Origin of the sequence: Micromonospora sp. WMMC241, assembly GCF_027460165.1 — a bacterium.
GTDB classification, from domain to species: Bacteria; Actinomycetota; Actinomycetes; order Mycobacteriales; family Micromonosporaceae; genus Micromonospora; species Micromonospora humi.
The window spans coordinates 4,596,592-4,621,461 of sequence record NZ_JAPZBF010000001.1 but is presented as its reverse complement, the minus strand read 5'-3'; the positions used below and the strand labels follow the sequence as shown (position 1 = coordinate 4,621,461).

At 73.9% G+C, this 24,870-nt stretch carries 26 protein-coding genes; 16 read left to right on the top strand and 10 right to left on the bottom strand.

What is annotated here, in order from left to right; genetic code table 11:
- Nucleotides 1–10: 10 nt before the first annotated feature.
- On the bottom strand, nucleotides 11–1,342 hold the full coding sequence (locus tag O7598_RS20810) for an ABC transporter substrate-binding protein (protein WP_269692997.1): 1,332 nt from the start codon (nucleotides 1,340–1,342) through the stop codon (nucleotides 11–13).
- 217 nt (nucleotides 1,343–1,559) lie between these two features.
- On the opposite strand from O7598_RS20810, the gene O7598_RS20805 reads away from it, so the two are divergent.
- From O7598_RS20805 to O7598_RS20795, 3 genes are all read left to right on the top strand, one after another.
- Nucleotides 1,560–3,590, top strand: a complete 2,031-nt coding sequence (locus tag O7598_RS20805) for a beta-galactosidase (protein WP_269692996.1) — start codon at nucleotides 1,560–1,562, stop codon at nucleotides 3,588–3,590.
- The gene (locus O7598_RS20800; protein WP_269692995.1) at nucleotides 3,551–4,327 is read left to right on the top strand and encodes a DeoR/GlpR family DNA-binding transcription regulator; all 777 of its coding nucleotides are present in this window, start codon (nucleotides 3,551–3,553) and stop codon (nucleotides 4,325–4,327) included. Before O7598_RS20805 ends, O7598_RS20800 begins: the two co-directional genes overlap by 40 nt.
- Nucleotides 4,328–4,425: 98 nt before the next feature.
- The gene (locus O7598_RS20795; protein WP_269692994.1) at nucleotides 4,426–5,421 is read left to right on the top strand and encodes a sporulation protein; all 996 of its coding nucleotides are present in this window, start codon (nucleotides 4,426–4,428) and stop codon (nucleotides 5,419–5,421) included.
- 63 nt (nucleotides 5,422–5,484) lie between these two features.
- Here the strand turns inward: O7598_RS20795 and O7598_RS20790 are convergent, their stop codons facing one another.
- Entirely contained in the window at nucleotides 5,485–5,862 is a 378-nt protein-coding gene (locus tag O7598_RS20790; RefSeq protein WP_269692993.1) for a hypothetical protein, read from the bottom strand.
- 272 nt (nucleotides 5,863–6,134) lie between these two features.
- Here O7598_RS20790 and O7598_RS20785 point away from each other — a divergent pair, with 272 nt between their 5' ends.
- Nucleotides 6,135–6,545: a hypothetical protein gene (locus O7598_RS20785; protein WP_269692992.1), complete on the top strand. Its 411-nt coding sequence runs from the start codon at nucleotides 6,135–6,137 to the stop codon at nucleotides 6,543–6,545.
- Nucleotides 6,546–6,603: 58 nt separating this feature from the next.
- On the opposite strand, the gene O7598_RS20780 is transcribed toward O7598_RS20785, so the two are convergent.
- Nucleotides 6,604–8,820 carry a HelD family protein gene (locus O7598_RS20780; protein ID WP_269694923.1) on the bottom strand — a complete coding sequence of 739 codons (2,217 nt, stop codon included), beginning with the start codon at nucleotides 8,818–8,820 and terminating at the stop codon, nucleotides 6,604–6,606.
- Between the two features lie 242 nt (nucleotides 8,821–9,062).
- Nucleotides 9,063–10,193, bottom strand: a complete 1,131-nt coding sequence (locus O7598_RS20775) for a LolA family protein (protein WP_269692991.1) — start codon at nucleotides 10,191–10,193, stop codon at nucleotides 9,063–9,065.
- A gap of 95 nt (nucleotides 10,194–10,288) precedes the next feature.
- Here O7598_RS20775 and O7598_RS20770 point away from each other — a divergent pair, with 95 nt between their 5' ends.
- Nucleotides 10,289–10,945, top strand: coding sequence for a response regulator transcription factor (locus O7598_RS20770; RefSeq protein ID WP_091067902.1), 657 nt, complete (start codon nucleotides 10,289–10,291; stop codon nucleotides 10,943–10,945).
- Nucleotides 10,942–12,393: a sensor histidine kinase gene (locus tag O7598_RS20765; RefSeq protein ID WP_269692990.1), complete on the top strand. Its 1,452-nt coding sequence runs from the start codon at nucleotides 10,942–10,944 to the stop codon at nucleotides 12,391–12,393. Before O7598_RS20770 ends, O7598_RS20765 begins: the two co-directional genes overlap by 4 nt.
- Before the next feature lie 4 nt (nucleotides 12,394–12,397).
- Here O7598_RS20765 and O7598_RS20760 read toward each other — a convergent pair whose 3' ends face one another.
- Both O7598_RS20760 and O7598_RS20755 read right to left on the bottom strand, forming a co-directional pair.
- The gene (locus O7598_RS20760; RefSeq protein ID WP_269692989.1) at nucleotides 12,398–14,053 is read right to left on the bottom strand and encodes a tetratricopeptide repeat protein; all 1,656 of its coding nucleotides are present in this window, start codon (nucleotides 14,051–14,053) and stop codon (nucleotides 12,398–12,400) included.
- A 48-nt stretch (nucleotides 14,054–14,101) separates the two neighbouring features.
- Nucleotides 14,102–14,572: a MarR family winged helix-turn-helix transcriptional regulator gene (locus O7598_RS20755; RefSeq protein WP_269694921.1), complete on the bottom strand. Its 471-nt coding sequence runs from the start codon at nucleotides 14,570–14,572 to the stop codon at nucleotides 14,102–14,104.
- Between the two features lie 50 nt (nucleotides 14,573–14,622).
- Between O7598_RS20755 and O7598_RS20750 the strand changes: the two genes are divergently transcribed.
- Both O7598_RS20750 and O7598_RS20745 read left to right on the top strand, forming a co-directional pair.
- Nucleotides 14,623–15,144 (top strand): VOC family protein, encoded by a 522-nt coding sequence (locus tag O7598_RS20750; RefSeq protein WP_269692988.1) that lies wholly within the window; start codon nucleotides 14,623–14,625, stop codon nucleotides 15,142–15,144.
- Nucleotides 15,145–15,192: 48 nt separating this feature from the next.
- Nucleotides 15,193–16,092, top strand: coding sequence for a hypothetical protein (locus O7598_RS20745; RefSeq protein ID WP_269692987.1), 900 nt, complete (start codon nucleotides 15,193–15,195; stop codon nucleotides 16,090–16,092).
- Here O7598_RS20745 and O7598_RS20740 read toward each other — a convergent pair.
- Both O7598_RS20740 and O7598_RS20735 read right to left on the bottom strand, forming a co-directional pair.
- Nucleotides 16,058–16,576, bottom strand: a complete 519-nt coding sequence (locus tag O7598_RS20740) for a potassium channel family protein (protein WP_269692986.1) — start codon at nucleotides 16,574–16,576, stop codon at nucleotides 16,058–16,060. The two genes, O7598_RS20745 and O7598_RS20740, sit on opposite strands and share 35 nt — an antisense overlap.
- A gap of 118 nt (nucleotides 16,577–16,694) precedes the next feature.
- Entirely contained in the window at nucleotides 16,695–16,868 is a 174-nt protein-coding gene (locus O7598_RS20735; RefSeq protein WP_064498970.1) for a DUF4236 domain-containing protein, read from the bottom strand.
- 181 nt (nucleotides 16,869–17,049) lie between these two features.
- Here O7598_RS20735 and O7598_RS31490 point away from each other — a divergent pair, with 181 nt between their 5' ends.
- The 7 genes from O7598_RS31490 (at nucleotide 17,050) to O7598_RS20705 (ending at nucleotide 22,539) form a co-directional block, all read left to right on the top strand.
- A complete protein-coding gene (locus tag O7598_RS31490) occupies nucleotides 17,050–17,190 on the top strand; it encodes a putative leader peptide (protein WP_442929876.1) in 141 nt (46 codons plus the stop codon).
- Between the two features lie 138 nt (nucleotides 17,191–17,328).
- Complete coding sequence (locus tag O7598_RS20730; protein ID WP_269692985.1) at nucleotides 17,329–18,363, top strand: ABC transporter substrate-binding protein; 1,035 nt, start codon at nucleotides 17,329–17,331, stop codon at nucleotides 18,361–18,363.
- On the top strand, nucleotides 18,360–19,178 hold the full coding sequence (locus O7598_RS20725; RefSeq protein ID WP_269692984.1) for an ABC transporter ATP-binding protein: 819 nt from the start codon (nucleotides 18,360–18,362) through the stop codon (nucleotides 19,176–19,178). Before O7598_RS20730 ends, O7598_RS20725 begins: the two co-directional genes overlap by 4 nt.
- A complete protein-coding gene (locus tag O7598_RS20720; RefSeq protein WP_269692983.1) occupies nucleotides 19,171–20,022 on the top strand; it encodes an ABC transporter permease in 852 nt (283 codons plus the stop codon). Before O7598_RS20725 ends, O7598_RS20720 begins: the two co-directional genes overlap by 8 nt.
- Before the next feature lie 14 nt (nucleotides 20,023–20,036).
- A complete protein-coding gene (locus tag O7598_RS20715) occupies nucleotides 20,037–21,371 on the top strand; it encodes an LLM class flavin-dependent oxidoreductase (protein ID WP_269692982.1) in 1,335 nt (444 codons plus the stop codon).
- Nucleotides 21,368–21,931 (top strand): flavin reductase family protein, encoded by a 564-nt coding sequence (locus O7598_RS20710; RefSeq protein ID WP_269692981.1) that lies wholly within the window; start codon nucleotides 21,368–21,370, stop codon nucleotides 21,929–21,931. The genes O7598_RS20715 and O7598_RS20710 overlap by 4 nt, the downstream gene beginning before the upstream one ends.
- Nucleotides 21,925–22,539, top strand: coding sequence for a malonic semialdehyde reductase (locus O7598_RS20705; protein WP_269692980.1), 615 nt, complete (start codon nucleotides 21,925–21,927; stop codon nucleotides 22,537–22,539). Before O7598_RS20710 ends, O7598_RS20705 begins: the two co-directional genes overlap by 7 nt.
- Here the strand turns inward: O7598_RS20705 and O7598_RS20700 are convergent, their stop codons facing one another.
- Both O7598_RS20700 and O7598_RS20695 read right to left on the bottom strand, forming a co-directional pair.
- Entirely contained in the window at nucleotides 22,540–22,995 is a 456-nt protein-coding gene (locus tag O7598_RS20700) for an RrF2 family transcriptional regulator (protein ID WP_269692979.1), read from the bottom strand.
- Nucleotides 22,996–23,002: 7 nt separating this feature from the next.
- Nucleotides 23,003–23,917 (bottom strand): helix-turn-helix transcriptional regulator, encoded by a 915-nt coding sequence (locus O7598_RS20695; RefSeq protein ID WP_442929875.1) that lies wholly within the window; start codon nucleotides 23,915–23,917, stop codon nucleotides 23,003–23,005.
- 160 nt (nucleotides 23,918–24,077) lie between these two features.
- Between O7598_RS20695 and O7598_RS20690 the strand changes: the two genes are divergently transcribed.
- A complete protein-coding gene (locus O7598_RS20690) occupies nucleotides 24,078–24,854 on the top strand; it encodes a glucose 1-dehydrogenase (RefSeq protein ID WP_269692977.1) in 777 nt (258 codons plus the stop codon).
- Nucleotides 24,855–24,870 lie beyond the last annotated feature (16 nt).

Here is a 24,870-nt window from a genome sequence, read left to right as displayed (position 1 = left end):
CCTTCCGCCGTCAGCTGGTGAAGATCGACTTCTTCTGGTTCTCGACGCTGGTGAGCATTCCGCTGATGTCCTTCGGGTTCTTGATGAACTGCTGGAGCGCCGGGATCATCACGGTGGAGGCGAAGTCCGGGCGGGTGTCCCGGTCGAGGAACTGCGCGATCTCGGTGGCCGAGCCGACCAGTTCGGCGGCCTTCTTCTGCAGCGCGGTGTAGCTCGCGGTGTCCGCGCCGCTGTTGGCGACCAGGGTGCTCGGGTCGTTCTTGACCGTGACGTTCGCGGCGTCCTTCGAGCCCAGGTAGGTCAGCAGCTTGGTGGCCGCGTCCTTGGACTTCGGCTTGCGGGCCATCATGTAGCCGTCGATCGGCGCGTCCAGGGCCTTGGCCCCGATCGTGGAGTCGACCTCGGGGAACGTGAAGAAGTCCAGGTCCTCGAGGTCGGCGCCGCTGAACTGCTGGCCGACGAAGAGGCCGAGCAGGTACATGCCGCTCTTCTTCTGCTGCAACGACTGGGCGGCCTCCTGCCAGGTGCGGCCCAGCGCGTCCGGCTGGTGCAGGGGGAGCAGGCCGGCCCAGGTGTCGAAGACCTTCTTGACCTTGTCGGAGGTCCACGCCTCCTTGCCGGCCATCAGGTCGACGTGGAACTGGTAGCCGTTGATCCGCAGGTTGAGGATGTCGAAGGTGCCCATCGCCGGCCAGCCGTCCTTGTCGGCGAACGCGATCGGGTTCAGCCCGTCCTTCTTCATCTGCGCGCCGAGCATGCTGAGCTGATCCAGCGTGGTGGGCACCTGGTAGCCGCGCTGCTGCCAGACCGACTTGCGGTAGAAGACCGCCCACGGGTAGTACGACGCCGGCACGAAGTACTGCTTGCCGTCGTCGCCGGTGGATGCCTTCTTGAACGCGTCGGAGTAGCCGTCGAGCTTGCCCCAGACGTCGCTGAGGTCGCCGGCCAGACCCTTGGCCGCGAAGAACCGCATCCGGTAGCCGGCGAACCAGGTGAACACGTCGTCCGGCTTGCCCTGCAGGTAGTTGTTGATGTTCTCCTGGAACGTGTTGTGGTCGACCGTGTTGATGTCGACGGTGACCCCGGACGACGTCTTGAAGCCGTCCATCACCTTGGCGATGACGTCCTTGGGCTTCGGGTCCGACTGGTTCGAGCCGAGCGAGACGCTCTTCGCGTCGCCGCCGGAGTCGGAGTCGGAGTCGCCGCAGCCGGCGAGCGCGCCGGTGCCGAGCAGCGCGCCCGCGCCGGCCGCGCCGGCGAGCAGCGAGCGCCGGTTCAGGCCGGCGACGGACGGGGGTACGAGCCGGGCGAGGTACTCGGCCTGCGAGCGGGGACGGGACATTGCGCCTCCTGCGTGGAGAGGTGTGCTACGAGATCCACCGAGAATCCACACGTCCGAACAGAAATAGCCGGTGGCGGTTGAAGCTACCCCTTGGTTCGGCGCTGTCAAGAGGGCGAAAAGGTGTTCTGGGCAGGGGATAATGATGGTAAACGTTGTAATGGCTGTCGATGTTGGAAAGTGTTGACTTGGGCGTCGGACGGGGGCACCCTCTGCTCTCATGCGGACCTGGCACGGCGAGGGAATCTGGTACGGCGCCGACTACAACCCGGAGCAGTGGCCCGAGGAGGTGTGGGTCGAGGACGTCGCGCTGATGCGCCGCGCCGGCGTCAACCTGGTCTCCGTCGGCATCTTCTCCTGGGCCCTGCTGGAGCCCGCCCCCGGCGCGTACGAGTTCGGCTGGCTGGACCGGGCCCTCGACGTGCTGCACGACGGCGGGATCAGCGTCGACCTGGCCACCGCCACCGCCAGCCCGCCGCCGTGGCTGGCCCACCGGCACCCGGAGACGCTGCCCCGCCGCGCCGACGGCACCGTGCTGTGGCCCGGCGGCCGGCAGGCGTACTGCCCCAGCTCGCCGGTCTTCCGGGAACGCTCACTCGCGCTGGTCGAGGCGGTCGCGCAGCGGTACGCCGCCCACCCCGCGGTCGTGCTCTGGCACGTCTCCAACGAGCTGGGCTGCCACAACGTGCACTGCTACTGCGACGTCAGCGCCGAGGCGTTCCGGCGCTGGCTGCGCGGGGTCTACGGCGACCTGGACGCGCTCAACGCCGCCTGGGGCACCGCGTTCTGGAGCCAGCGCTACCACGACTGGGCCGAGGTGAACCCGCCGCGCGCCGCGCCGACCTTCGCCAACCCGACCCAGCAGCTCGACTTCCTGCGCTTCTCCTCCGACGAGCAGCGCGCCCAGCTCCGCGCCGAACGGGAGGTGCTGGACCGGCTCGTCACCCAGCCGGTCACCACCAACTTCATGATCGGCACCGGCATCAAGCACATGGACTACCACTCCTGGGCATCCGACGTGGACGTGGTCGCCAACGACCACTACCTGAACGCCGCCCACCCGCACCCCGAGGTCGACCTCGCGTTCGCCGCCGACCACACCCGCGGCGTGGCCGGCGGCGCGCCCTGGCTGCTCATGGAGCACTCCACCAGCGCGGTCAACTGGCAGCCCCGCAACATCGCCAAGACGCCCGGCCAGCTGCGCCGCAACAGCCTCGCGCACGTGGCGCGCGGCGCCGACGGGGTGCTCTTCTTCCAGTGGCGCGCCTCCCGCGCCGGCGCGGAGAAGTTCCACTCCGCGCTGGTGCCGCACGCCGGGCCGGAGACCAAGGTGTTCGGTGAGGTCTGCCGGCTCGGCGCCGACCTGCGGGCGCTGGCCGAGGTACGCGGCAGCCGCGTCGACGCCGACGTCGCCGTGCTCTTCGACTACGAGGCGTGGTGGGGCGTGGAACTCGACTCCCACCCCAGCGTGGACGTCACCTACACCGACCGGGTCACCGCGCTGCACGGCGCGCTCTGGCGAGCAGGCGTCACCGCCGACGTGGTGCACCCGACGGTCGACCTGTCCCGCTACCGGCTCGTCCTCGTCCCCACGCTCTACCTGACCCGCGACGCCACCGCCGCCGCGCTGCGCGAGTTCGTCGAGGCGGGCGGCACCGCGCTGGTCACCTACTTCAGCGGCATCGTCGACGAGCACGACCACATCCGGCTCGGCGGCTACCCCGGGGCGTTCCGCGACCTGCTCGGCGTCCGCACCGAGGAGTTCTTCCCGCTGCGCGCCGGCGAGACGGTACGCCTCGACGACGGCTCGTACGCCGACGTGTGGACCGAGTGGCTGCACGCCGACGGCGCCGACGTGCTGTCCGCGTACACCGACGGGCCCTTGCCCGGCGTGCCGGCGCTGACCCGCAACGCCGTCGGCGCGGGCGCCGCCTGGTACGTCGGCACCCGGCTCGACGACGCGGCGACCGACCGGCTGGTGGCCCGGCTGCTCGCCGAGGCCGGGGTGCGCCCGGCGGCGCCCGCGCCGGCCGGGGTGGAGGTGGTCCGCCGCCGCTCGACGGACCGGAGCTGGCTGTTCGTGGTCAACCACACCGACGAGTCGGCCCGCCTACCGGTCACCGGCGCCGAACTGCTCAACGGCGGGCGGTGCGACGGCGAGCTGACGGTGCCGCCCGGCGAGGTGGCGGTGGTCCGCGAGGAGGAGATCGCATGCTCGCCCAGCAACGGCAGAGCGCCATCCTGGAGCTGATCCGCCAGCGCGGCGGCGTCCGGGTCAGCCACCTGGTGAGCCGCTTCGGCGTGTCGGACATGACCATCCGGCGGGACCTGGAGGTGCTCGCCGAACGCGGGCTGATCGACAAGGTGCACGGCGGCGCGACGCTGGCCGGCCCCGGCTCCACCGAGGAACCCGGCTTCGCCGCCAAGTCGGTGCGGCAGCGGGCCGAGAAGCAGGCCATCGTGGAGCGGGCCGCCGGCCTCGTCGAGCCCGGCATGGCCGTCGCGCTCTCCGCCGGCACCACCACGGCCGCGTTGGCCGCACGGCTCGCCGAGGTACGCGGGCTGACCGTGGTCACCAACTCGATCCCGGTCGCCGACGCGCTCTACCAGAACCCGCGTCCCGACCAGACCGTGGTGCTGACCGGCGGCATCCGCACCCCGTCCGACGCGTTGACCGGCCCGGTCGCCGAGGCGGCGATCGCCGCGCTCAACGTCGACCTGCTCTTCCTCGGCGTGCACGGGATGAGCCGGCGCACCGGGTTCACCACCCCGAACCTGCTGGAGGCGGCGGTGAACCGCCGGTTGATCGGCGCCGCCCGTCGCCTGGTGGTGCTCGCCGACCACACCAAGTGGGAGACCATCGGCATCGCCACCATCGCCCCGCTGGGCGAGGCCGACGTGCTGGTCACCGACGCCGGCCTGCCCGCCGAGGCGCGCCGGGAACTCGGTGAACAGGTGGGCGAGCTGGTCGTCGTCGACACCGGCTGAGGCGCGCCTTTCAGCCACTTCTCAGCGGCAGCGGTTAGGGTCCCCTCACCACGCGTCCGACGGTCCATGTCGGAACGCCGTCCCAGCGGGAGTGACCGATGGTCTTCAAGAAGATGTTGAGTGCGTTCGGTGTGGGCGGCCCCAGCGTCGACACGGTGCTCGCCAACCCGAACACCCGGCCCGGGCTGGCCCTGGACGGGCATGTCAACCTGGTCGGCGGCGACGCGCCGGCGCGCATCGAGCAGATCAGCGTCGGCCTGGTCACCCGGGTCGAGATCGAGGGCGGCGACACCGAGTACGCCGGCGTCATGGAGTTCCACCGGATGCCGGTCAGCGGCGCGTTCGAACTGGCCCCGAAGCAGCAGCTCGCCATCCCGTTCCAGCTCCCCGTGCCGTGGGAGACCCCGGTCACCGACGTCTACGGCCAGCGGCTGCACGGCATGACGATGGGCCTGCGGACCGAGGTCGCGGTGGCCCGGGCGGTCGACAAGTCCGACCTGGACCAGGTGTCGGTGCACCCGCTGCCGATCCACGAGCGGATCCTCGACGCGTTCCAGGCCCTGGGCTTCCGGTTCAAGCACGCGGACCTGGAGCGCGGCCACATCTACGGCGTGCCGCAGACGCTCCCGTTCTACCAGGAGATCGAGTTCTTCGCCGCGCCGCAGTACGCGCAGACCGTCACCGAGGTCGAGCTGACGTTCGTGACCAGTCAGCAGGGCGTCGAGGTGATCCTGGAGTGCGACAAGCGCGGCGGCTTCCTCAGCGCCGGGCACGACGCCTTCGGCCGGTTCTCCGTTCCGCACAGCGACGCCACCCGCACCGACTGGACGCCGGTCGTGGACGGCTGGCTGCGGGAGACCACCTCGCGCTACGGCAGCCTGCGCGCACAGGGCTTCGGCGGGCAGGGCCACTACGGCGCCCCCGGCCACTACGGCGCGCCGGGTCACCACGGCCGGCGCGGCCCGGGCATGGGCGGCATGGTGGCCGGTGCCGCGCTGGGCGTGGCCGGCGGTCTGGTCGCCGGCGAGATGATGGAGGACGCCTTCGGCGGCGGCGACGACGGCGGGGACTTCGGAGACTTCGGCGAGGAGTGACGGCACGCGACGACGCCCCCGGGACGGATCCCGGGGGCGTCGCCGTCGGCGTGCGGCGTGGGGTCAGTGCCGGCCTCGACGCTCCTTGCCGGAGCGGCGCGCGCTGCCCGCCTTGGACAGACCCCGGCTGACCAGGTACGCGCCGGTCAGCGCGGTCAGGTACCACCAGGCCTGGTTCGGGTTGTTGATGTTCAGGCCGTTGGCGGTGGTGCCCTTCCAGAACGCGGCGATCACGACGACCGCGGCGGCTGCGGCGTACACCCAGAACTCGGTGGTCAGGAACGCCTGCTTCGTCTCGGTGCCCGGGCTGGGCATCTGCTCCCGGTGGCCGTCGTGCATCGACGGCATCTGCCGGGTCGACGTGTCCTGCATGCTCGACCGGTTCTGGACGTCGGACATCGGCCGGTTCATCGGCCTGGTGGATGCAGCCTGCGTGCTCATCTGGTCCTCCTCAGGATTTGATGAGTCGTTACCTGCACACCCTCGCCCCGCTACCGCAGGTCGGCCACGGCACGGTTCGCGCTCTGTGGCGGGGGCACCCTCCGTCTACCCGGCCCCCGAGACAAGGTAACCGCCGGACGCCGCCGGTATCCGGGCCCGCGCGGCGCTCCGGACATTCAGCGCTTCCGGCCCGAAACGTCGCCGGTTTCAGCCCTCGGCCCTCGGGCACGCCGTACCGACACCGACATCACGAGAGCGGCGAGGTGGTTGACGTGCGTGAGGACGACATGCGGCAGGACGCCGCCCGGCAGGCCGAGCAGCGGATCGCCGGCGGGGTCTACGGTGAGGGCGCGCTCGACGAGGTCACGGTGCCGCCCACCGACGAGCAGCGGGTGATCCAGGAGTCGGATCCGGACGACCCGGCGCACGTGCCGGTGGACCCGAGCGTGCTGCGCGACGGCGGCCCGACCCGGGGGCAGGGCGCGGTGACCACGACCGGCGGGACGGCCGGCCCGGCCAGCGTGCGCCGGGTGGCCCGGCAGCCGGAACGGCACCCGGGCAAGGTGGCGCCGACCACCACGGGCGACGCCACCACCGGCGGCCTGAGCACCCCGGCCGGCGGTTCGACGAGTGACGCCTCGGCGACCGGCGCCCAGGTCGGCAACTTCACCGACGAGGGCTGACCGCTGGTGGTGAGAAGGGGCCCCCTCTCTACCGGAGGCGTTAAGAGGGGGCCCCTCCTTACCTCCGGAGGATGCCGAGGCGCTGGGTGGCGCGGGTGAGCGCCACGTACAGGTCGCTGTGCCCGCGCGGCGACTCGGCGACGATCCGGTCCGGGTCCACCACCAGCACCGAGTCGAACTCCAGCCCCTTGGCCTGCTCGGTGGTGAGCACCACCACCCGGTTCGCCAGTTCCGGCTGCTCGCCCACGGCCGCCTCGGGCAGCGCCGCGACGACCGCGGCGCCCAGCTCCGCCACCCGCCCGGTCGGCACGATCACGCCGAGGCGGCCCTCGGCCAGCCCGGCCGCCTCGCGGGCGGCCGCCTCGACCAGCTCGGCGACGAGCCGGTCCGCGGTCACCGTGCGGTCCCACGGGGGTACGCCGGTGGCGCGTACCGAGCGCGGCGGACGCAGCGCCGGGTCGATCTCGGCGAGCACGTCGGCGGCGACCGCCATGATCTCGGCCGGGGTGCGGTAGCTGACGGTCAGCTCCTCCAGGCGCCACCGGTCCGCCACGTACGGCGCGAGCGCCTCACCCCAGGACGGGGTGCCGGCCAGCGCGCCGGTCTGTGCCACGTCCCCGACGATCGTCATCGACCGGCTCGGGCAGCGCCGCATCAGCAGCCGCCAGGCCATCGGGGACAGTTCCTGCGCCTCGTCGACGATCACGTGCCCGAACGCCCAGGTGCGGTCCGCGGCGGCGCGCTGGGCGGTGGTGAGCCGGTCGGACTCCTCCTGCCGTTCGGAGAGCCGGGCGGCGTCGATCAGGTCGGTCACGCCGAGGATCTCACCGCCGTCCGCCTCGTCCTCCACGTCGATCGAGCGGGAGCCGCGCCAGATCTCCAGCACACCTTCGGCGTACTCGCGTTCCATCGCGCGGATCCGTTCGCGGCGGGCGGCGGCGGCGCGCTCGTCCTCGCCCAGCAGTTCGGCGGCCTCGTCCAGCAGCGGCACGTCGGCGGGCGTCCAGCCGCCGGGCTCCCGGTGCAGGGCGGCCCGCTCGTCGTCGGTGAGCATCGGCGCGGCGGTGGCGATCCGCTCCGGCGAGGCGAACAGGTCGGCGAGCAGGCGTTGCGGGGTGAGCACCGGCCACAGCTCGTCCAGTGCGGCCACGATCTCCGGCTCCTCGCGCAGCTCGCGGCGGATCTCCGCCCGGTCGGCCTCGGAGAGCAGGTTGTCCCCGCCGAGCGGGTCGGCGCCGATCCGCTCGGCCACCTGGTCGGCGAGCGCGTGCACCACCTCGATGTCGAACTGGGCCCGGGCCAGGTTGTGCGGCCGGCCGGTGCGGCGGACCCGGTCGCGGGCCTCGCGCACGGTCGCCGGGTCGAGCGTGAGCATCTCCCGCTGGGGCAGCTCGATCTCGATCGGCTCGGCCGGCACCCACTGCCGGTCGCGCACCGCCGCGGCGAGCACCTCGGTCAGCACCGCGCGTCCCTTGAGCGCCGCGGTGGTGGCCGGTTCGGCGCGCCGCGCGTGCACGCCGGGGAACAGGTCGGCCTGGGTACGCAGCAGCACGCCGGTCTCGGCCAGCGCCGGCAGCACCTGGGAGATGTAGCGCAGGAACGTGGCGTTCGGGCCGACCAGCAGCACGCCGCGGGTGGAGAGCTGCTGACGGTGGGTGTAGAGCAGGTAGGCCGCCCGGTGCAGCGCCACCGCCGTCTTGCCGGTGCCCGGCCCGCCCTGCACCACCATGACGCCGGGCAGGTCGGCGCGGATGATCCGGTCCTGCTCGACCTGGATCGTCTCGACGATGTCGCGCATCCGGCCGGTACGCCCGGCGTTGAGCGCGGCGAGCAGCGACGCCTCGCCGGTGACCTCCTCGTGCGCGGTGGGCGAGGCGGCGGTGATGTCGAGCACCTCGTCGTTGAGCCCGGTGACCTTGCGGTCGCGGGTGCGCAGGTGCCGGCGGCGGCGGACGCCCTGCGGGTTGGCGGCGGTGGCGAGGTAGAACGGGCGGGCGGCCGGGGCGCGCCAGTCCATCAGCAGCGGGTCGTAGTCGCCTGCGGTGTCGAAGATGCCGATCCGGCCGATGTAGCGGGCGGCGTCGTCGTCGCCGTCGAGGCGGCCGAAGCAGAGGCCGGACTCGACAGCGGAGAACTGCTCGACCTGGTCGGCGTACATGGCGACGGTGGCGTCGCGCTGCGAGCGCGCCTGCTGGGTGCCGCCGGTGTGGCGCAACTCCTCGTCGAGCCGGCGGGCGGCCTGCTCCCGCAGCCCGTCCAGGCGGTCGTAGAGCATGGAAACGTACTCCTGCTCGCGACCGATTTCGTCGTCCTGGCGCAGGTCACCCGACACGTCGGAGTGCGTTGACAAGCCGGCTCCTCATTGACTAGAATTGCCTCAGGAATGGCATTCGAATGCCATTCCTTTTGTGTGTCTGAACTTCGAAAGATAGCGCGCCGCCCGCCATTCCACCAAGCCCGGACACGGCTCGGGGCCCGGCCGGCGGATGCCGACCGGGCCCCGAGCCCGATGGTCGATCAGCCCTTCGCGGCCTCGTAGAGCCGCTCCGGCGTGACCAGGCCGGCCACCACCCGGCCGTCGTCGGTCAGCAGCACGCTGAACAGCTTGCCGCTGAGCAGCCGGCCGCTGCCCCAGTCGCCGCTGACCTTGGGCAGGTCGCCGAGCACCTTCGCCAGCATGTCGGCGTCCGGCGCGTCCGCGCCGGCCTTCGCGCCGCCGGGCTCGGCCGCGCCGTCGAGCTTGGCGACCACCACCGTGGTCCAGCCGGTGCCGACGGTACGCACGTCCGGCCGCTGCCCGTCGGCCCTGCCGGGCGCCTTGCCGTCCTTGCCGAGCGCCCTGCTGGCCGGGCCGGGACGCGCGTCGGTCGACTCCTCGGTGACCTTCACGCCGGGCGGAGGGTTGAACCGGAACTGGTCGGCGTCCGGGGTGCGGAAGTCGACCTGGGTGAACGCCACCTCGAACGCCGGCTCGTCCTGGCCGTCGGCGAGCACCTCGAAGCGCAGCGGCACGTGCTCCTTCGCGTCCAGCGCGATCCGCACCTGGTGCACCAGCGACGCCTTGTCGCGCGGCGTGAGCACCAGCTCGTACGCGTCCCGCCCGGCCACCGTCGCCGAGCGGCCGACGGTGACCGCGGTGGTCGGGTCGATCGCGGCCAGCGCCTGCTGCGCGGCGTCGGCCGGGGTGGCCGGCGCGGACGGCAGGTCCTTGCCGTCGGCGGGCAGCTTGCGGTGGACGGCGGTGTTCTCCCGGCTGCTCCAGGTCCAGACGTCACGGCCGTTGCGCAGCACGTCCTGCTCGCCGAGCGTGTCGACCAGGGCCAGCCGCTGCCGGTCCTCGCCGCCGTACCAGACGCGCAGCGTGTGCGTGCCGGTGACCAGCCCGGCCAGCTCGTTGCCGGTGGCCTTGCCGGCGAGCGCGGCGATCGGCGGCAGGCCGAGGTCGGCGCGCTGCACGACGGTGCCGGAGAGCCCGTCCAGGCGGGACGTCCGCAGGTCGTCCAGGAGCTGGGCGGCGCTGCGCGGTGGCAGGGCCGGGTCGGCGCCGGCGGCGAACGTGCCGACGGCGGCGCCGCCTCCGATCACGGCGACCCCCGCGGTCACCGGGACCAGCCAGCGCAGCACGGCGCGGTTCTTCATCACTGACATAGTGTGCACCTCCTGCGCTCCATGCTGCGGGATCGTCGCTGTGACGACGCTGAGGAGATCCCCTACGGGTGACCCGGTGGTGGCACCCTGGACCGGTGCGGTTGCTGGTGGTGGAGGACGAGACGCGGCTCGCCGGGGCGCTGCGCCGGGGCCTGTCGGCGGAGGGGTTCGTGGTGGACGTGGCGGCCACCGGCCCGGCCGGGTTGGACGCCGCCCGGCACGGCGACTACGACGCGATGATCCTCGACGTGATGCTGCCCGGCCTCTCCGGCTACGAGGTGGTGCGCCGGTTGCGCGCCGAGCAGCGGTGGCTGCCGGTGCTGATGCTCTCGGCCAAGGACGGCGAGTACGACCAGGCCGACGGTCTGGACTGCGGCGCCGACGACTACCTCACGAAGCCCTTCTCGTACGTGGTGCTGCTGGCGCGGCTGCGCGCGTTGCTGCGCCGGGGCGCGCCCCGCCGCCCGGCCGTGCTCACGGTCGGCGACCTGCGCCTGGACCCGGCCCGGCGGCGGGTCACCCGGGCCGACGCCGAGGTGGTGCTGACCAGCCGCGAGTACGCGCTGCTCGACTACCTGATGCGTCGCCCCGGCGAGGTGGTGTCGAAGACCGAGCTGCTGGACCATGTCTGGGACGCCTCGGTGGACACCGCACCGAACGCGGTGGAGGTCTACGTCGGCTACCTGCGTCGCAAGATCGGCCGGGAGCGGTTGGAGACGGTCCGCGGCGCCGGCTACCGGCTGGCCACGTGAGCCGCCCCCGCCTCGGCCTGCGGGCCCGGCTGCTCGCGCTGGGCGTGCTGGGCCTGGTGCTCGGCTTCGGCCTCGGCGGAGCGCTGCTGGTCGGCGCGCTCGGCTGGACGCTGCAGCGTTCGGTCGACGCGGAGGCGTTGCGCACCGCGGACGCGGTCGCGTTGCTCACCGCCGAGGACGCGTTGCCGGATCCGCTGCCGGTGGCCGGCGGCCAACTGCGGGTGCAGGTGGTGGACGCGCAGGGCCGGATCCGGGCCGCCTCGATCGACGCGGACCGCCTGGTGCCGATGCTCGGTCCGGGCGAGCTGCGGCCCGGCCAGGCGCAGCGGCTGGTGGTGGACGGGCGGCGGGTCGGCATGTCCGGGCCGGTGCGGGTGGTGACGGTGCCGGCCGGCACGCCCGACGAGCCGCGCACGGTGCTGGTGGCCAAGTCGCTGTCGGACGTGCGGCACAGCCTGAACGTGGTGCGCAACCTGCTGCTGGTCGGCTTCCCGCTGCTGGTGGCCGGGCTGGCGGTGGTGGCCTGGCGGGTGGTGGGGGCGACCCTGCGCCCGGTGGAGGAGCTGCGCAGCGGCGCCGCCGAGATCACCGGCCGGGCCGGTGCGGAACGGCTGCCGGTGCCGGCGGGGCAGGACGAGATCCACCGGCTCGCGGTGACGCTCAACGACATGCTGGACCGGCTGGCGGCGTCCCGGGACCGGCAGCGGGCGTTCGTCGCCGACGCCGCGCACGAGCTGCGCAGCCCGCTGACCAACATGCGCACCGAGCTGGAGGTGGCCCGCCGGCTCGGCGACGACACCGACTGGCCGACGGTCGCCGACGACCTGCTCGCCGACACCGAACGGCTGAGCCGCCTGGTCGACGACCTGCTGCTGCTGGCCCGCCTGGACGAGCAGGCGCCGGCGGACCACCTGGGCGGGCAGGCGCCGGCGGATCGCCGACGCGACGCCGGCGACGTGCACCCGACGCGGCCGGCGCCGGTGGGCCCGGTGGAGCTGGGTGAGCTGCTGCGCGAGGTGGCCGGGCGTTACCCGTCGCCGCCGGTGCGGGTGGACGTGCCGGCCGGGGCGTGGTGGGTCGAGGGGGACGCGGGGGAGTTGCGCCGCGTGCTCGTCAACTTGTTGGAGAACGCGCTGCGGCACGCCGACGCGGGGGTGGGACTGGCGGTGACCGGCCCGGAGGGGGGGTACCACCTGGTGACGGTGACCGACGACGGGCCGGGCATCCCGGCGGCGGACCGGGAGCGGGTGTTCGCCCGGTTCACCCGGCTCGACGACGCCCGGGCCCGCGACGCCGGTGGCGCCGGCCTCGGCCTGGCCATCGTGCGGGAGTTGGTGCGCCGGGCCGGCGGGACGGTGGAGCTGGCCGACGCGACGCCGGGCGCCGCCGCGCCGGGGCTGCGGGCGACGGTGCGGCTGCCCGCGCTGGCCGAGCCGGAGCCGGAGTGAGGAGTCAGCGCCGCCGTTTCGTGCAGGTGGGGCCGGTGCGGGCGACCGTGTCGGTGGACCAGACCAGCGCCACGGTGAAGCAGTAGTCGGTGGTGCGGTCGAGCCCGTAGGCGATGTAGTCGGCCGAGCCGGCGGGCAGCGTCTCGAACGTGCGTTGCGGCTGGCCGGCGCGGCCGCCGGCGACCACCACCGGGCCCTCCGCCCCGGGCGGGTAGGTCCAGCTCAGCACGATGCTGTCGCGCCGGTCGGTGAGCGTGAACCGGCCCGGCGGGGTGCCCGGGGAGGCGGCCGGCGGCCCGCTCGGGGTGGGGCGGGCGGAGGCGGGCGGCGGCTTGCTCGATGCGGCGCCCGACGGTGCGGCCGGGGTGTCCCGCCCGCCGTCCACCCGGGACACGCCGGCGATCACCGCGATGGTGCCGAGCAGCAGCGCCACCACCACGCCGAGCACCGCCAGCGGCAGCCACTGCCGCTCGCGCCGCGGGGTGACGGGCGGCCGGGGCACGTGCACCGGCAGGTAGCGCGACGGGGCCTCGGCCGGCGGCGGGACCCGGCGGACGCCGGCCGGGTCGTCGGCGGCGAGCCCGACCACTGTCGGCGGCAGCGCGTCCTCGCCGGGCCGCCAGGGCTGCTCGGCCGGCCCGCCGGACCGCCAGGGCTGCTCGGCCGGCTCGCCCGGCTGCCAAGGCTGCTGCTCCGGCCCGCCCGGCCGCCAGGGCTGCTCGACCGGCTCGTCCGGCGGCCACGGGTAGTCGTCGAACGCGTCGCCGTCGGCCTCCGGCGCGGTGCGCGGCGTGGGCACGTGCGCGGGGTCGGCGGTGCGGCCGGGCGGGTGGTAGAGCGGCGTCTCGACCGGGTCGTCGAGCGCGGGCGGGGTGTAGGGCGGCAGGTCGGGGGGACCCTCGGTGGTCGGGGGGACCCGGGCGGCGGGCACCACCGGCGCCGGGCGCGCGGGCGGCTCGGGCGCGGCGCAGACGTGGTCCGGGTCGGCGGCGGCCCGGGCCAGACCGGCGACCTGGACGGCGAGTGGGTCGTCGACGGCCAGGTGTTCGCGGCACAGGTCCTCGGCGAGCGCCAGGTGTTCGTGCGCGTCGGCGTACCGGCCGCAGTCGCGTTCCATCGCGCCGAGCTTGGCCAGCATCTTGATGCCGCTGGGGTGGCCGTCGCCGTAGACCTCGCGGTGCAGCTCCCAGGCGTCGGTGAGGCGGTCGCGGGCCACCTCGCACTGGCCGCGCGCGTATTCCACAGTGGCCAGGTCGGCGTGCGCGGCCAGCACCCGCTGCGACTCCGGCCCGTCGCGGGCGGTCAGCTCGATGATGACGTCGGAGTAGAGCCGGGCGGCGCGGGCGTCGCTGCCGACCCGGTGCAGCACCGCGGCGAGCGTCGCGGCGGCGGTGACGGTGCGCTCGTCGGAGCGCCCGAACAGCCGGGTGGCCGCCGCGTACGCGAACGCGGCCCAGCCTCGAGCGGAGTGCGGCTCGCCGAGCGCGACGAGCAGCCGCGCCTGGAGGCCGGCCGCCTCGGCCAGCTCGGGGGAGGCGTTGCCGGGGCGGGGGTCGGCGTCGCTGAGCGCGTCGGCGAGCAGTCGCTGCGCGCCGGTGAGGTCGCCTTCGGACACCAGTTGGTGCGCCTGGACGGTCAGGTCAGCGAAGCCGGAGGACACGCCCCATCGTGCTCATCCGGCGACGGTAAGTACAACCCCCGGAGTGGATCAGTTTGGTTCCGATCCGGTCAGGTGGTCGGCGAGCGTCTCGCTGATCCGGCGGAGCTGGTCGACCTGGGCCGGGCTGAGCGCGTCGAACAGGTGTCGGCGTACCCCCTCGACGTGGCCGGGTGCGGCGGCGGCCAGGGTGGTGAAGCCTTCGTCGGTGAGGACGGCGAGCTGGCCGCGCCGGTCGGTGGGGCAGTCCTCCCGGCGGATCCATCCGGCGGCCTCCAGCCGGGCGGCGGCGTGCGACAGGCGGCTGCGCGACGAGCCGGTGGCGTCGGCCAGGTCGCTCATCCGCAGCCGCCGGCCGGGGGCCTCGGAGAGCCGGACCAGGATCTCGTAGTAGGCGTGCGGCATGCCGGCGTCGCGTTGCAGCTCGCGGTCGAGCGTCTCCATCAGCGCGCGGGAGGCGGTCAGGAAGGCGCGCCAGGTCCGCTGCTCGTCGGGGTCCAGCCACCGGGTCATGACGCCCATCATACCGGAGATGGTTGAACGCTCAACCAAACCGCGCTATCGTCGGTCTCATGGGCATCCACCGTCTCAACCACGCCGTCCTCTACGTCAGTGACCTGGAGCGCAGCGTCGCCTTCTACCGCGACGTGCTGGGCTTCCGCCGGGTGGAGATGACGCCCGACGGCTTCCGCGGCGCCGCCTTCCTCCAGGCGCCGGACTCCACCAACGACCACGACCTCGGCCTGTTCGAGGTCGGCGCGGCGGCCGCGGCGTCCACGGCCGGGCGCGGCACCGTCGGCCTCTACCACCTCGCCTGGGAGCTGGACACGCTCGACGAGCTGGCCGCCACCGCCGAGCGGCTGGCCGCCGCCGGCGCCCTGGGCGGCGCGTCGGACCACGGCACCACCAAGAGCCTCTACGGCCGCGACCCGGACGGGCTGGAGTTCGAGATCGTCTGGATCGTCCCGGCGAACCTGCTGGACGACGCCGCGCTCGCCGCCCGCAAGCGGATCGGCCGGCTCGACCTCGACCGGGAGCGGCAGCGCTACGGCGGCCAGACCCGCGGCGGCGTGGGCGTCTCCGTCCCGGCCTGAGCGGGGTTACCGGGCGGGACGCTCGCGCGGTGCGGTAGAAACGGCACCATGTCGTCCGACGCCGTCCTGCGCGAGCTGCTCGTCCGCCAACTCGACCACTGGCTCCCCGCCGCGCTGCACCGCGCGCGGCGGGCCACGCTCGCCCTCGCGTACGCCGGGGACGCCGCCGCCGGCGCGGAGGCCGCGCTGGGCGTGGTGGGGGAGTTCGCCGACCGGCTGCGCGGGCGGCGGCTGACCGTGCTGGTGCTGGCCGACGGCGACGCGGAGCTGCCGACCCGGCTCGGCGCCGCCGAGGCCGCCCTGCCGGCCGACGTCGCCGTGCACGTGGTGCCCGGGCGGCCCGACCGGCTGCCGGTGGCGCTCAAGGCGGCCGGCGCGGCCGGCGCGCCGCTGTTCGCCGTGGTCGACGGCGGCGAGCCCGACCCGGCGCTGCTGGCCGCCGTGGCGTCCGGTCGCCCGGCCGAGCTGCTGCTGGTCACCGACGCCGGGCGGTCGCTGCGCCGGGCGCTGACCGCCGCCGGCTTCCCGCTGGTCACCGAGGTCGAGCTGGTGCCCGACGACGGGCCGGCCCGGCTGCTCGGCTACGGCACCGGCTCCGACCGGGGCCTGGAGGCGCTGAAGGAGGCGCTCTGGGCGGTCGACGAGTTCGCCGGAGTGCGCTACCGCGACCCGGCCGACCCGGACGGGCGGCTGCTCGACATCAGCCTCCAGCCGGAACCCGGCCCGCTGCGCCGGGAGCTGCTGGCCGAGCTGGCCCGCTCCGGGCCGCTGACGGTCACCGAGCTGCGCCGGTTCGCGGCCACCGCCACGGTCTACCGGGCGGCCGACGCCAACCGGGCGCTCGCCTCGCTGCTCGACGGCGGCGCGGTGACCCGCGATCCGGAGCCCGGCCGGCTCGGCGGCGACGTGGTGATCAGCGTCGTCCCGAGCGCTGGGTCATCTGCTTGACCACCACGGACGCGCCGGTGGCGACCACGCCGATGCTGAAGACCATCTGCGCGCAGACCGCCACCCGGGCGATCTGCCCGTGGGCGTGCACGTCGCCGTAGCCGATGGTGGTGAGCGTGGCCAGCGCGAAGTAGAGCGCGTCGACGCGGGTGCGCAGCCCGACGAACTCACCGGGGCGGGTGTACGCCACCACGTAGTCGGCCAGCGCGAAGACCAGCAGGCCGCCGATCAGCGCGATGGCGAGCCGGGTCAGCGCGCGGTCCTCGGCGTCGCCGGTCGGCTGGTCGCGGCTGAGCTGGCGGCGGACCTGGCCGGTGACCAGGAACGCCACCACGGCCACCAGCAGCAGCGTGCCGACCGAGCGCAGGGCCAGCCGCAGCCCGTTCGGGTCCGCCTCGACCGGGATCAGGAAGTAGCCGACGAGCATCAGCGCGCAGGCCGCCGTGGCGCGGCGCCGCATCCGCCGCGGGGTCAGGTCCGCCATGTCGTGATTGTTCCGTCGGGAGGTCCTCGTGGGCTGCCGAACGCCGAACCCGGCCCGAACGACGAAGGGGGCGCCGGCGAACCGCCGGCGCCCCGCTCGTCGTAACGGTCTCAGACCGTCAGGCCTTGTCCTGCTTCCAGGAGAGCGGCCCCGGAAGGTCCACGCGGTGGGCGCGGGTGTTGGAGTTCCAGGACCAGCGGCCGATCTTGATGCTCCACGAGGAGAACCCGTTCTGGGTGAAGTGGAGGATCAGCGGCCCGTACTTCTTGCGCTTGCGGAACTGGACGCCCATCGGGGGTGCCTCCTTCGTCTCCCTGCCTCTGCGGGATCGAACATGCCCGGATCGACGATTCGTGAAACCCGATCGGGTCCGCTCTGGACGATGGGTGTAGCGCCCGGCACAATCTCTATCCAACGGGTAGGTGTTAAGGGGTGGTAAATGCTGGTGGAGGCGGGTCGTAACAAAGCCAGCGATGAAAGTCTCACTGAGTGGAAGAGCGTTGACCGGCACGGAGAACGGTCGGCAGCATGAGGACATGTCGCAGCGGGACGAGCTTCTCCTCACCGCTCGCGTGCACGTCGACCTGGTCCGGCACGCGAGCGCGCTCTGTTGAGCCGAGCGCTCGTCGTTCCCCCTCCGCAGCTCGTCCGTTCCCGCCGCCGGCGCATCGTGGCCCGGCGCGGTGCGGCGTGCTCTCCGGCCCCACGCGGGCCCCCTCCACCGCATCGTGGACAGATCAGGAGACACCGCCATGCCCTCGACCCGATCGCCACGGCGTGCCCTCGCCGCCGCCGTCGCCCTGCTCGCCCTCACCGCCGCCACCGGATGCGGCGCCGACGCCGCCGCCGGCGGTGGCGCCCAGACCACCGAACTGCGCTACCAGGGTTCGGTCGGCCAGGTGACCCTTCCCGAACTCGCCGCCCACCTCGGCTACCTCGGCGACGTCAAGCTCAACTGGATCGGCAACGTCACCGGCGGTCCCGCCGACATCCAGGCCACCGCCACCGGCCAGAGCGACTTCGGCGGCGCGTTCAACGGCGCGATCGTCAAGCTCCAGGCCGCCCACGCGCCGATCACCGCCGTGGTCAGCTACTACGGCTCCGACGCGCAGACCTTCCAGGGCTACTACGTGCTCGACGGCAGCCCGATCCGCGGCCCGCGCGACCTGATCGGCAAGCGGGTCGGCATGAACACCCTCGGCGCGCACGCCGAGGCCGTGCTGCGCACCTGGCTGGCCCGGGGCGGCCTGACCGCCGACGAGATCGGCCGGGTCGAGCTGGTCGCGCTGCCGCCGGTCAACACCGAACAGTCGCTGCGCGCCAAGCAGATCGACGTCGCGGTGCTCGGCGGCGTGATCCGCGACAAGGCCGTCGCCAACGGCGGCATCCGCACCGTGTTCACCGACTACGAGCTGCTCGGCGCGTTCAGCGCCGGCAGCTACGTCTTCCGCGACGACTTCATCGCCCGCAACCCGGACACCGTCCGCGCGTTCGTCACCGGTGTGGGCAAGGCCATCGAGTGGGCGCGCACCCAGCCGCGCGAGACCGTGGTGGCCCGGCTCAAGGCCGTCATCGCCAAGCGCGGCCGCAACGAGGACGCCACGCTCGTCGGCTACTGGAAGTCCAGCGGCGTGGCCGAGAAGGGCGGCGTCATCACCGACCGGGAGTTCGCCACCTGGATCGACTGGCTGGCCGACGCCGGCGAGCTGAAGGGCGCCAAGCCCAAGCCCGGCGACCTCTACACCAACAGGTTCAACGCGTTCGCCAACCCCGGCGGTGGCGCATGAGCACCGACAAGATCCTCTTCGACCGGGTCCGCAAGGTCTTCCCGGGCCGGCGTGGCGCCGGCGGCGCGGTCACCGCGCTCGACGACCTCACCCTCGGCGTACGCCCCGGCGAGTTCCTGGTCGTCGTCGGACCCAGCGGCTGCGGCAAGTCCACCCTGCTCGACCTGCTCGGCGGGCTGGCCACCCCGACCGGCGGGCAGGTGCTCGTCGACGGCCGCCCGGTCACCGGGCCCGGCCTCGACCGGGGCATCGTCTTCCAGCAGTACGCGCTGCTGCCCTGGCGCACCGCCGCCGGCAACGTCGCGTTCGGCCTGGAGGCCAAGGGCCTGCCGCGGCGCGAACGCGCCGAACGGGTCGCCCACCACCTGGAACTGGTCGGCCTGACCGGCTTCGCCGACCGCTACCCGCACGAACTGTCCGGCGGCATGAAGCAACGCGTCGCCATCGCCCGCAGCCTCGCCTACGACCCGGACGTGCTGCTGATGGACGAGCCGTTCGCCGCGCTCGACGCGCAGACCCGCGACTCGCTCCAGGACGAGCTGGTCCGGATCTGGCAGGCCACCGGCAAGACCGTCGTGTTCATCACGCACGGCATCGACGAGGCGGTGTACCTGGGCCGACGGGTTGCCGTGATGACGTCGCGGCCCGGCCGGATCAAGCAGGTCATCGACATCGAACTCGGCGACCGGGAGGCCGAGGAGGACGTCCGCTCCACCGACGCGTTCCGCCACCACCGGCACCAGATCTGGACGCTGCTGCGCGACGAGGTACGCGCCGCGCAGTCCGCCGTCCGCGAGGAGGCCCGCGTTGGTTGACGTCGCCGCACGACCCGCCGCGACCCGGCCCGCCGTGTCCCCGGTGGCCGTCGCGCCCGCTCGGTCCGGGCGGCTGCTCGCGCTCGGCGGCCGGGCCCTGCACCGCAGTGTCGCGCTGCTGGCGCTCGCCGCGATCTGGGAGACCGTGCCCCGCAGCGGCCTGGTCGACCGGGTCTTCCTGCCCCCGCTGTCCGAGGTGCTCGTCGCCTGGTGGGAGCTGCTGCGCAGCGGGCAGCTCGCCGAGCACGTCGGCGCCAGTCTCACCCGCTCGCTCACCGGCCTGGCCCTCGCGGTGGTCACCGCCATCCCGCTCGGCCTGCTGATCGGCTGGTACCGGCCCCTGGCCGACCTGCTCAGCCCGCTGTTGGAGGTGTTCCGTAACACCGCCGCGCTGGCGCTGCTGCCGGTCTTCGTGCTCATCCTCGGGCTCGGCGAGACCTCCAAGATCGCCCTGGTGCTCTACGCCTGCTCCTGGCCGATCCTGCTGAACACCATCGCCGGCGTGAAGGGCGTCGACCCGCTGCTGGTCCGCTCGGCCCGCTCGATGGGCCTCGACCACCTGCGGCTGTTCCAGAAGGTGATCCTGCCGGCGTCCGTGCCGACCATCTTCACCGGCGTCCGGCTGGCCGGGGCCTACTCGATCCTGGTGCTCGTGGCCGCCGAGATGGTCGGCGCCAAGGCCGGGCTCGGCTACCTCGTGAACTACGCGCAGTACAACTTCGCGATCCCCGACATGTACGCCGGGATCATCACCATCTCCGCCATCGGGCTGGTGGTCAACCAGCTCCTCGTCGCCGGGGAACGTCGCTTCTCCACCTGGCGCGTCGACGTCACCACCGCCTGAGAGGAACCGCCGTCATGACCCGGACCCTGCACCTCAACGCCTTCCTGATGGGCGTCGGGCACCACGAGGCCGCCTGGCGGCACCCGCTGACCGACCCCGGCCGCCTCGGCGACGTGCGCCACTTCCAGGAGCTGGCCCGCATCGCCGAGCGGGGCACGCTCGACTCGGTCTTCCTCGCCGACGGGCTGGCCGTCGGCCCGGCCGTGCGGCACAACATCCAGGCCGTCTTCGAGCCGCTCACGCTGCTCGCCGCGCTGGCCACCGCGACCGAGCACATCGGGCTGATCGCCACCGCCTCGACCAGCTACACCGAACCGTTCAACCTGGCCCGCGCGTTCGCCTCGCTGGACCACCTCAGCGGCGGCCGGGCCGGCTGGAACATCGTCACCTCCGCCCAGGCGCGCGAGGCCCGCAACTTCAACCTCGACGACCACCCGGCGCACGCCGACCGTTACCGCCGTGCCGCCGAGCACGTCGAGGTGGCGATCAAGCTCTGGGACAGCTGGGAGGACGACGCGCTGGTGCTCGACACCGCCGCCGGCGTCTTCGCCGACACCGACCGGGTGCACGAGATCGCGCACCGCGGCGAGCGGTTCCGGGTGGCCGGCCCGCTCAACACGCCCCGACCACCGCAGGGCCGGCCGCTGCTGGTGCAGGCCGGCTCGTCCGCGGACGGCATCGCGTTCGCCGCCCGCTACGCCGAGGCCGTCTTCACCGCGCAGCAGACGCTCGCCGACGGCCAGGCCTTCTACACCGCGCTCAAACGGGCCGTCGCCGACGCCGGCCGTGACCCGGAACTGGTCAAGGTGCTGCCCGGTATCGCGCCGGTGATCGGGGGTACCGAAGCGGAAGCCCGTGCCCTCGCCGACGAACTGGAGGCGCTGATCGTGCCCGAGCACGCCCTCGCGCAGCTCTCCGGCATGACCGGGCTCGACCTGACCGGCCTGCCGCTGGACGGGCCACTGCCCGACCTGCCCGACGCCACCGCCGTGCAGTCGCACCAGAGCCGCTACCAGCTCGTCGTCGACCTGGCCCGGCGCGACCGGCTCACCCTGCGGCAGCTCATCGGCCGCCTCGGCGGCGGGCGCGGGCACCGGGTCGTGGTGGGCACCCCGGAACAGATCGCCGACCAGATCGAGCTCTGGTTCACCCAGGGCGCCGCCGACGGCTTCAACGTCATGCCACCGCTGCTACCCCACGGACTGGAGGCCTTCGTGGACCACGTCGTACCCCTGCTGCGCCGGCGCGGGCTGTTCCGGTCCGCCTACACCGGCCGCACCCTGCGCGAGCACTACGGCCTGCCCCGGCCGGCCGGCGTCCACGCCGTCCGCGAGCTGGTGGCGTCGTGACCACCGTGGACCGGCCGGCCGCCGGCCCGGTCGAGCTGCGCCCGGTCGACGTCGACTCGTTCCGCGGCCTGCTGCGCCGCCAGGCGTCCACGGTCACCGTGGTCACCACCCCCGGCCTGCGCGGCGACCGGCTCCGGCCGACGCTGCCGCCGGCCGGTTTCACCGCGACCTCGTTCACCTCGGTCTCGCTGGACCCGCCGCTGGTGTCGGTCTGCCTCGGCCGTGCGTCGTCGAGCTGGCCGACCGTCGCGCACGCCGAGCACGTGGCGGTGCACCTGCTCGCCTCCGGCCAGCAAGAGATCGCGCAGATCTTCGCCACCAGCGGCATCGACCGGTTCACCGCCCACCCCGGCTGGGCCACCGGCCCGTTCGGGGTGCCGCTGATCGGCGACGCGCTGGCCGTGCTGCTGTGCCGGGTGGTCCGCCGAATCGAGGCCGGCGACCACACCATCGTGCTGGGGGAGCCGCTGGCGCTCGGCGCCGGCGAGGACGGCGACCCGCTGCTGCACCACCGGGGCCGCTACACCACCACGCTCGAGGACTGGCCCGAGGCGTGGTGACCGCCCCCGCCGACGAGCTGCTCGCACTGGACCGGGCCGCCCAGGACCTGCTGTTCCGGGCGGCCCGCACGGCCACCGCGTTCACCGCCGAACCGGTCGACGACGCGCAGGTCCGGGCCGTGCACGACCTCGTCCGGTACGGCCCGACCGCGATGAACGCACAGCCGCTGCGGGTGCTGCTGCTGCGCTCGCCGGCGGCCCGGGCGCGGCTGCTGCCGCACGTCAGCGCCGGCAACCGGGACAAGACGGCGAGCGCGCCGCTGACCGCGGTGCTCGCCGCCGACGTGGACTGGCACGACCGGCTGCCGGAGCTGTTCCCGCACCGCCCCGGCGCGCGGGACTGGTTCACCGGCGACCCGGCCGGCCGGGAGGCGCAGGCCCGGTTCAACGCCGCGCTGCAGATCGGCTACCTGGTGGTCGGCGTCCGCGCGGCCGGGCTGGCCGCCGGGCCGATGGCCGGGTTCGACGAGGCCGCGGTGGAACGCGAGTTCTTCCCCGACGGGCGGCACCGGGTGCTGCTGCTGATGAACATCGGCCGGCCGGCGCCGGACGCCGGGCGGCAACGCCTGCCCCGGCTGGCCTACGACGAGGTGGTCACCACGCTGTGATCAGCGCGGCTCCCACGCGTCCGGCTGGGCGGTCAGCTTGCGCACGTGCGCCGGCAACCGGCCGCTGACCAGCTCGTCCAGGCTCACCTCGTCGACCACCCGGCGCACCGAGGCGCGCACCGCCACCCAGAGCCGGGGCAGGTTCTCCGCCGCGCCCTCGTACTTCGTCTCCTCGGGGCGCAGCCCGCGTACCCCGGCGAGCGGACCGTCGACGGCGCGCAACACCTGCCCGATGGTCACGTCGCGCGGCGGTCGGGACAGCGTGTAGCCGCCCTCGGCGCCGCGCTGGGCCCGGACGATCCCGGACCGGCGCAGGTCGGCCAGGACCGCCTCGAGGAACTTGCGGGGCATGTCCTGCTCCGCCGCGATGGCCTGGGTGGACAGCAGGGTGGGGTACGCGGTGGCCAGGCTCAGGGCCGCCCGGACCGCGTAGTCGCCGCGCGCGGAGATCTGCACAGTGCCATCATGCCCGGCCGGCCGGCACGGGGGAGTCGGCGGGCGGGCGCGGGCGTACCGGACGGACGGGCAACGGCTGCTCCCGGGCCGCGCGGAACGCCCCCGGGCTCACCCCGACCTCGCGGGTGAAGAAGCGGCCGAAGTTGGTCGGCTCGGGAAAACCGAGCCGCCGCCCGATCCGGGCGATCGGGTCGTCGGTCGCGGCCAGCAGCCGGCAGGCCTGCAACGCCACCCGCTCGTCGATGACCTGCTTGGCGCTGCGGCCGGTCACCGCCAGGCAGGCCCGGGTGAGGGTACGCACCGAGCAGCCGATCCGCGCGGCGTAGTCCTCCACCCGGCGGGTCTGCCGGTAGCCGCGCTCCACCTCCCGGCACAGCCGGCGGAACGTCTCCGCCTCGGCGCGCGGCGACGGCGCCTCCCCCGGGTGCGGCAGCAGGCTCAGCCGCAGCAGCAGCACCGCGAGCTGGTGCCGCAGCAGCGCCGCCGCGGCCGGCACCAACGCGTGCCGGTCGGAGTCCACGGCCAGCTGGGTCACCTCGCTGATCACGGCGTCCTCGTCCTCGCCGGCGAGCTGGCGGTGGGTGGGCACCGCGTCCGGGTCGACGTCCAGGCCGCGCAGCGCGTCCGGCCCCCAGCTCACCACCGTGGCGTCGAGTTGGGTGCCGAGGCAGCGCAGCGCCTGGCCGGGGCGGGCGCGCAGCAGTGTGCCCGGGCGGCAGGGCACCGCCCGGAAGTCCAGTTCGGCGGTGCCGTGCCCGTGGGTGACCAGGATCAGCAGGTCACGGTCGAGCAGCACCGGCCGGGGCCAGCCGGGCGCGGGGGTGAGGTCGTCGAGTGCGCCGGTGACGATCTCGTCGGTGGTGAGGCGGGGTTCCGACAGGCCGGTGCGGGTGGCCGGCGGGGGCTGACCGGTAGTGACCATCATCCCCGACGGTAACCGGCCGGACAGCACGTTGCATCTCGACGGTTTCGCCCCGCTCGGGCGCTCTTGTCGGCGCGTACGACGGACGGTTACGTTACCGGTCGGTAAGGCGCGGGCCGGCCGACGGCCGCGACCGGCGGAAAACGGCGATGGGATGGGCATGACGGATCTGTTCTCGGTCGACGGCAAGACGGTCCTGGTCACCGGCGGCTCCCGGGGGATCGGGCTGATGATCGCGCGCGGATTCGTCCGGGCCGGCGCCCGGGTGATCATCTCCTCGCGCAAGGCCGACGTCTGCGAGTCGGTCGCCAAGGAACTCTCCGCCGAGGGGCACTGCGAGGCCATTCCGGCCGACCTGAGCACCGACGCGGGCGCGCTCGCCCTGGCCGAGGCCGTCCGGCAGCGCCACGACCGGCTGCACGTGCTGGTCAACAACGCGGGCGCCACCTGGGGCGCACCGCTGGAGGAATACCCGGAGGGCGCGTTCGACAAGCTCTGGGCGGTCAACGTCAAGGCCGTCTTCCGGCTCACCACCGCGCTGCTGCCGGCGCTGCGCGCCGCCGCCGACGCCGACGACCCGGCCCGCGTCATCAACATCGGGTCGATCGACGGGCTCCGGGTGCCGTGGATGGAGGTGTACGCCTACTCCGCCACCAAGGCGGCCGTGCACATGCTCACCCGCGGCCTCGCCCACCAGCTCGCCGGCGAGGCGATCACGGTCAACGCGATCGCGCCCGGCCCGTTCGAGAGCAAGATGATGGCGTTCGCGCTGGACGACCCGGAGTCCCGCTCCGCGATCGAGCAGCAGGTGCCGCTGGGCCGCATCGGGCGCCCCGAGGACATGGCGGGCACCGCGATCTACCTCGCGTCGCGCGCCGGCGCGTACCTCACCGGGGCGGTCATCCCGGTCGACGGCGGCATCACCACGCGCGGCTGACCCGCGTACCCCCTGG